General features: G+C 47.4%; 8 protein-coding genes and 1 pseudogene. 1 reads left to right on the forward strand and 8 read right to left on the reverse strand.

The features are described 5' to 3' along the window. The 8 genes and pseudogenes from LKK83_RS28865 to LKK83_RS28890 form a co-directional block, all read right to left on the reverse strand. The coding region (locus LKK83_RS28865) for an ELWxxDGT repeat protein (protein WP_324634915.1) at positions 1–261 on the reverse strand (261 nt) is incomplete at its 3' end. 229 nt (positions 262–490) lie between these two features. After that, positions 491–853: a hypothetical protein gene (locus tag LKK83_RS28870; protein WP_324634916.1), complete on the reverse strand. Its 363-nt coding sequence runs from the start codon at positions 851–853 to the stop codon at positions 491–493. Positions 854–1,544: 691 nt separating this feature from the next. Further along, positions 1,545–1,964, reverse strand: a complete 420-nt coding sequence (locus tag LKK83_RS28875; protein ID WP_324634917.1) for a PEP-CTERM sorting domain-containing protein — start codon at positions 1,962–1,964, stop codon at positions 1,545–1,547. 137 nt (positions 1,965–2,101) lie between these two features. After that, positions 2,102–2,821 (reverse strand): annotated as a pseudogene (locus LKK83_RS32475) (RNA polymerase sigma factor); the annotation flags it as partial. Between the two features lie 45 nt (positions 2,822–2,866). Continuing rightward, a complete protein-coding gene (locus LKK83_RS32480; protein ID WP_442957386.1) occupies positions 2,867–3,196 on the reverse strand; it encodes an RNA polymerase sigma factor in 330 nt (109 codons plus the stop codon). Between the two features lie 343 nt (positions 3,197–3,539). Beyond that, positions 3,540–4,046, reverse strand: coding sequence for a calcium-binding protein (locus LKK83_RS28880; protein WP_324634921.1), 507 nt, complete (start codon positions 4,044–4,046; stop codon positions 3,540–3,542). A gap of 57 nt (positions 4,047–4,103) precedes the next feature. Beyond that, positions 4,104–4,247: a hypothetical protein gene (locus LKK83_RS28885; protein ID WP_324634918.1), complete on the reverse strand. Its 144-nt coding sequence runs from the start codon at positions 4,245–4,247 to the stop codon at positions 4,104–4,106. A 37-nt stretch (positions 4,248–4,284) separates the two neighbouring features. Continuing rightward, complete coding sequence (locus tag LKK83_RS28890; protein WP_324634919.1) at positions 4,285–4,560, reverse strand: hypothetical protein; 276 nt, start codon at positions 4,558–4,560, stop codon at positions 4,285–4,287. A 279-nt stretch (positions 4,561–4,839) separates the two neighbouring features. Here LKK83_RS28890 and LKK83_RS28895 point away from each other — a divergent pair. Continuing rightward, a partial coding sequence (locus tag LKK83_RS28895; RefSeq protein WP_324634920.1) for a hypothetical protein occupies positions 4,840–5,081 on the forward strand: 242 nt, incomplete at its 3' end.

The raw sequence follows: 5,081 nt of genomic DNA on the forward strand, positions 1-5,081 counted from the left end.
GCCGTTGGTGCCGTCATTTGCTCTAAAGTACAGGGTGCCGTTGATGTTGGTTAAATTTTTGAGAGATGAGCTAACCGAACCAGACCTGATATCTTTAACTAAAACCGTACCCCCTTCCGTGCCGTCGCTCTTCCATAGCTCAGTGCCGTTGGTGCCGTCATATGCTGTAAAGTACCGGGTGCCGTTGATGTTGGTTAAATTTTTGGGAGATGAGCCACCCGAACCAGAGTTGATATCTTTAACTAAAATCGGTTCCGTCATGAGCGTTTCTCCATGTTTTTTGAAAGTTGTTGATTGTCCAAATTGAGATGCTCCCTAAATATTGATGCTTTGAGGAGCGAATCGATAGGGCTTTTTGGCGCTAACAAAAATTTGTGTGCGCTGTAATTAATGAATATCCCTCTTCTGTCACTCTTGGAAATTTTAACGAAAGAATCAGGGTTTGAACCCCCTTTTTTGGAAAGTGACAGAAGAGGGATAAAACCGCTTATTAGCTTGATTTTGCTGCTGACAAAGACTTAAGCTTCATATCAAGATCGGCCAATACATTTGTTAATGTTTCAGCATTGTGACGGCTTCCTCTGAAGCTTTCATCGAGAATGTTGCATGAAAAAAATCCTTTTTTCGCCACAGCTTTTACATGAAAACTTAGGGTCTCTTGATCGCATTGCCATTGTGAAATAGTAACTTCGACCTTGGCTCCTTGGAGTTCTTCGTCTATCGTTTCGTTTCCGTTAATTTCTAGATCGAAAGAACCAGAACCCAAATTGGTTTGAGCAGTGATTCGTACAGGAAATACTTCACTGCCATCATCAGAGACATCTCCTGTTATAGTGCCATGAACTGCACCCAAAAAAACAAGAAAATGAAACTTCCTTATGTATGATAAGAGCCCTTTTATTCTTGAACATTTTATACACTCCTGTATTCGTCAAGGCCAATAGAGAGAATTTGTTCCATCTACTAATAAGACAGTTTTGGGTGGCATTTTGTGAACTTTTCTGCCTCAAAATAGACAGGACTTACGCATGGTTAACGAAAATTCGACCTTTGAGATTGCTTCGCTGCCCCTCGCAATGACAAAAATGGGTGTTGCTCAATAGGATATTGTACTGGAGCCCCCGGTAGGGTGTGTTGCGGCATCGATAAATTATGGGTTTTGCCGAAAAATATTGACCTAGCCGCAACGCACCACCCCCACCAACAAACCCCATGAATAAATATGTGAATTTAACCCAAAATTGAATTCGGGGTTCCGTGGACGGTGCGTTATGCGGAAATATCATTGATTTGTCACCATTCACATTTTCTGGCCGCATAACACACCCTACCTATGATGGTGTCGCCCCCGGTAGGGTGTGTTGCGGCATCGATAAATCATGGGTTTTCACGATAAATGTTGACCTTGCCGCAACGCACCGCCCCCACCGACAAACTCCGAAGCAATTCCTGATTTTTCCGAGTTAGAAAATTTTGGCAATAAAAGTCAGGAATAACTCGCAAATGCCACTTTTCCCTACGAGGTATTGCGGGCGTCCAAACAGTTAGGCTTTGGCCTTTTTCCTGCTTCCCAGCATAAAACCGCCCACTGTAATCAAACCTACTATTAGACTAGGCTCTGGGACGGAGACCATCTCTGTCGCATCTCCTGGCCCCACTCCGCTGATGGACTGCCCTAGCTCGTCTGCTGTGAGACTGTTCGCAGAGTTGTCTGGAGATTCAGAAATTTCATCTGACCCCACTCCGCTGACGGACTGCCCTGACTCGTCTCCTGTGGAACTGTCCGCAGAGTTGTCTGAAGATTCGTCGAAATCAAGAAAATTTAAGCAAAAGGGAATAGGGCCAAAAACATTTCTGCATTCCTCATAGGAGCCGAAAGCCAGAGCAGAGGGTTGAGAGGCGATCGCCATTGTCATTCCCAAAGTCAAAGCCGCACACAATTTTTGAGCATTCTTAACCAACATTATTTCTGACCTCATCAACAATTTTGAACAATTCAACAAAAAAGTAGGATTGACTTCATCGCTCCTTCTATTTAATAAGACAGTTTTGGGTGGCAGTTTGTGAACTTTTCTGCCTCAAAATAGAGAAAATTTCTTTCTTAAGGAGGACGACAGGGCCATTTTCCCGATAACAGGGCGATTTTTTCCGTAGGCGAACTGCTGGGAACCGGAACCCAAGGCCCCCAGAAAGGCAGAGAAAGAAGCTGGGTTCCACCAAATACCGATCGCCCCTTGCCGATTAACCTTTTTTTCCCGCGTCCAATCTGCCCTGACGCCAAATAGCACCAGACCCATCTCCCGGGCAATTCAAATTGATATCTATTCTTAATCCGAAGCGATAACCTTGCATTGGCCAAGATAGCCCCGACTGCCTGGGGTCGAAGAATCAAGGCCAACTTACTCGATCGCAATTTTGATTTCAGCCCGGGTTCGGGACTTAGGCATAAGGAACCAAGTTTGGGCCTTTGAGATTGCTCTCCCCTCGGCAACGACAGAAATGACCGTTGGAGTTCCTCTTTTGTCCTCAGTTCTGCTGGATTAAGCCTTGTTGGGTTCCGTTTCGCTTCATCCAACCTACTAGAGGCCGGTTCCCCCACCGACAACTCATCCGCACTCGTCTCTTCCACATCCGTTGCCAACGAAGAACTAGAGTCCTCTGTCACTCCGTTATACTCGTTCCATCGCTCTCGCAAAATGGCCCTGGCATTAGAAACCCGCTTGCGGGCAGTCCCCTGAGAAATGGCCAACCGTTCGGCTATCTCCTTGTAAGACAGCTCCTCCTTCCAGTAGAGAAAAAAAGTCTCCCGCAATTTGGGAGATAAATTATTTACCTCTCCCTCAAAAAATAACTCGAGATCTTGCCGCTACGCGGCAAGATCTGGTTCTTCTTCCTGGCTAACCCATAGCTCTTCGTTAGCTTCACAGGAAAATAGGCGATCGCGCTTTTTAAGCAGGTTCGTGCAAAGATTATTCACCAATCTGACCAACCACGCCTTCACATTATTAATAGGTTTGCTGCTGGTTCGCCAACCCTCCCTAGCCCTAAGCATAGCCATACCCAGAACATCTTCCGCCTCCGTTTGGTTGCCTCTCATCCGTCGGAGGCAGCAACGGTAGAGACAGCCTTGATGCTGTTGCCACTCCCGCCAAAACACCGAATCAATACCTACAGTTCTTTTGTGCCTATCTAGCATCTTTGTAACTCCTCGTCTCCTTTCGGATACAAAAAAATTAAGTTAGGCACCCCGGGTTTCTCAATTCTGTGTTTGCAATCTTGTTACCCCTATTCTGGGTTCCAGGTTTGCTGTCGTCAAGAACCCAAGTCACTGTCAAATTTAAAATTTCGTGTTAATAGCTCTCGTCCGTTGCAACTCGTACTGGACCGACACACTTTAAACGTTGGGTTGCTTAGGTTTCAGCCGCCTAACCCACCCTACACGAAAGCTACGACCTCTGCACGATCGGCAAACTGCCAAGCTTAACTTGGCTTGACAGGAAGTTATAGCGATCGCGTTTTCGATGCTTTCCGGGCGATCGTCAAACGGGCTTGGCTGTGGCGGTGAAGGGGTAGGGGCGATCGTTGCCTGCCTCTCCTTGCAGTAGGTCATTATCTTTCCCACCCCAGAGGGTATCGTCTCCGGCATCGCCGATGAGGGTGTCTTTGCCTCTATTGCCAAACAACAAATCACTCTCGACATCGAGAGTAGAAGTGGGGTCTAAGGTTCCGCCCCGGATGAAGTCGTCGCCGAAGTCACCCCAGATCATATCTGTGCCTAAGTCGCCGTAAAGATGGTCGCCATCTTTGCCACCCCAAATGGTGTCATTGTCCCGTCCGCCAAATATCGTGTCGCGTCCGGTGTTGCCTGCCAGAACATTGCCACCTTGATTGCCAAAGATGAGATCGTTCGCGTCCAATCCAGTGACGATATCGTTGCCTGCCAAAGCTTGAATCGTGTCAGCGTTCGGGGTTCCAATCAGGCGATCGTTGCCAAACGTACCGAGGATTGCCGTAGTTCTGTTTATCTGTTTAGTGTTGAATTTCAGGTTGTAATCACAACAATAGTCGGGACAGTTTTCGCTCGTCCCCTTGAAACCCTGATTCTACTGACCATCGCCCGCGAAAAGTCGGTGCGGTTTGCGGTGGGGCTGATGGCTCGCTCCCGCGATCGCCGCGATCGCTTTTTCGATGCTTCTGGCTTGGGGAGGCAACTGGTTGTAACGGCTGTAGTTTGCTAAATCATGCAATAATGATTATCGTTCCCGTTCTTTTGTGCTAATGTCATCACAATTTGCTGCCCGGACTTCCGTTGAATCTGTCGAAGAAGGGATGCTCTTGGCTCCTAAGTTTGACGCCGGCGCGCCCGCTAACGAAGGTATGGCGGATGAACCCGAGAAACTGGGATAGGGCTTGTGTGGCTTGCTGTTGCAAGGTTTCGGAGCCAAAGCTGCTGTAGTCGTAGTCGAAGCGGAACGCGAGGGGTGACTCGGAGGCTCCAGAAAAATCCGAGACCGAAACCGGGGCGATCGCCAAGGAAGGCTTGAGAAAAATCGCAGACATGGTAAAATTGTGGGTGATATTTTGTTTGGATTAATGGGGAAGGCAATCCCCTTTTTTTGTTTGAAATGGGAGATTTAGGGAGCTGATGGCAGAACGAACGCATTACGTTCTACTGTCATTATGCGACAAAACGCCAGTCGTATTGTCGTTTATGCTGCTAACATACTCAAAATTTTTTAATTTGTCAAGGGATAAACCTACTTATTTTTGTAAAGAAATGTCATAAAATCCGGGATATTGAAAAAAAATAATTGTAGCAACATTAGTGCTGAGTGCTAGGTGAGCGAACAGAAGGATAGACAAGGGACGCCGCAGATGCGGTTGGCACAGTTGGTAGCATTTCTCGGTGAGATTTTGGCAGAACCGAACGATACGGCGCTGGCGCAGCGAATCGGGATCGAGCGTAGTGCGTTTCGGAGGTTAAAGGCGGGAGAAAGTACGAACGTCTATAAGCGCAACCGAGAGGCGCTGCTTAACTTTTTGGGCGTGACGGCAGATGAACTCAATGCCTATATTGAGGG

The sequence above is a fragment of the Phormidium sp. CCY1219 genome (assembly GCF_035615515.1).
Taxonomy (GTDB): Bacteria; Cyanobacteriota; Cyanobacteriia; order Cyanobacteriales; family Laspinemataceae; genus CCY1219.

Bases quoted from the DNA above. Each gene is read 5' to 3' on its own strand.
- LKK83_RS28890 (WP_324634919.1), bottom strand. From the start codon at position 4,560: ATGTCTGCGATTTTTCTCAAGCCTTCCTTGGCGATCGCCCCGGTTTCG.
- LKK83_RS32480 (WP_442957386.1), bottom strand. From the start codon at position 3,196: ATGCTAGATAGGCACAAAAGAACTGTAGGTATTGATTCGGTGTTTTGG.
- LKK83_RS28875 (WP_324634917.1), bottom strand. From the start codon at position 1,964: ATGTTGGTTAAGAATGCTCAAAAATTGTGTGCGGCTTTGACTTTGGGA.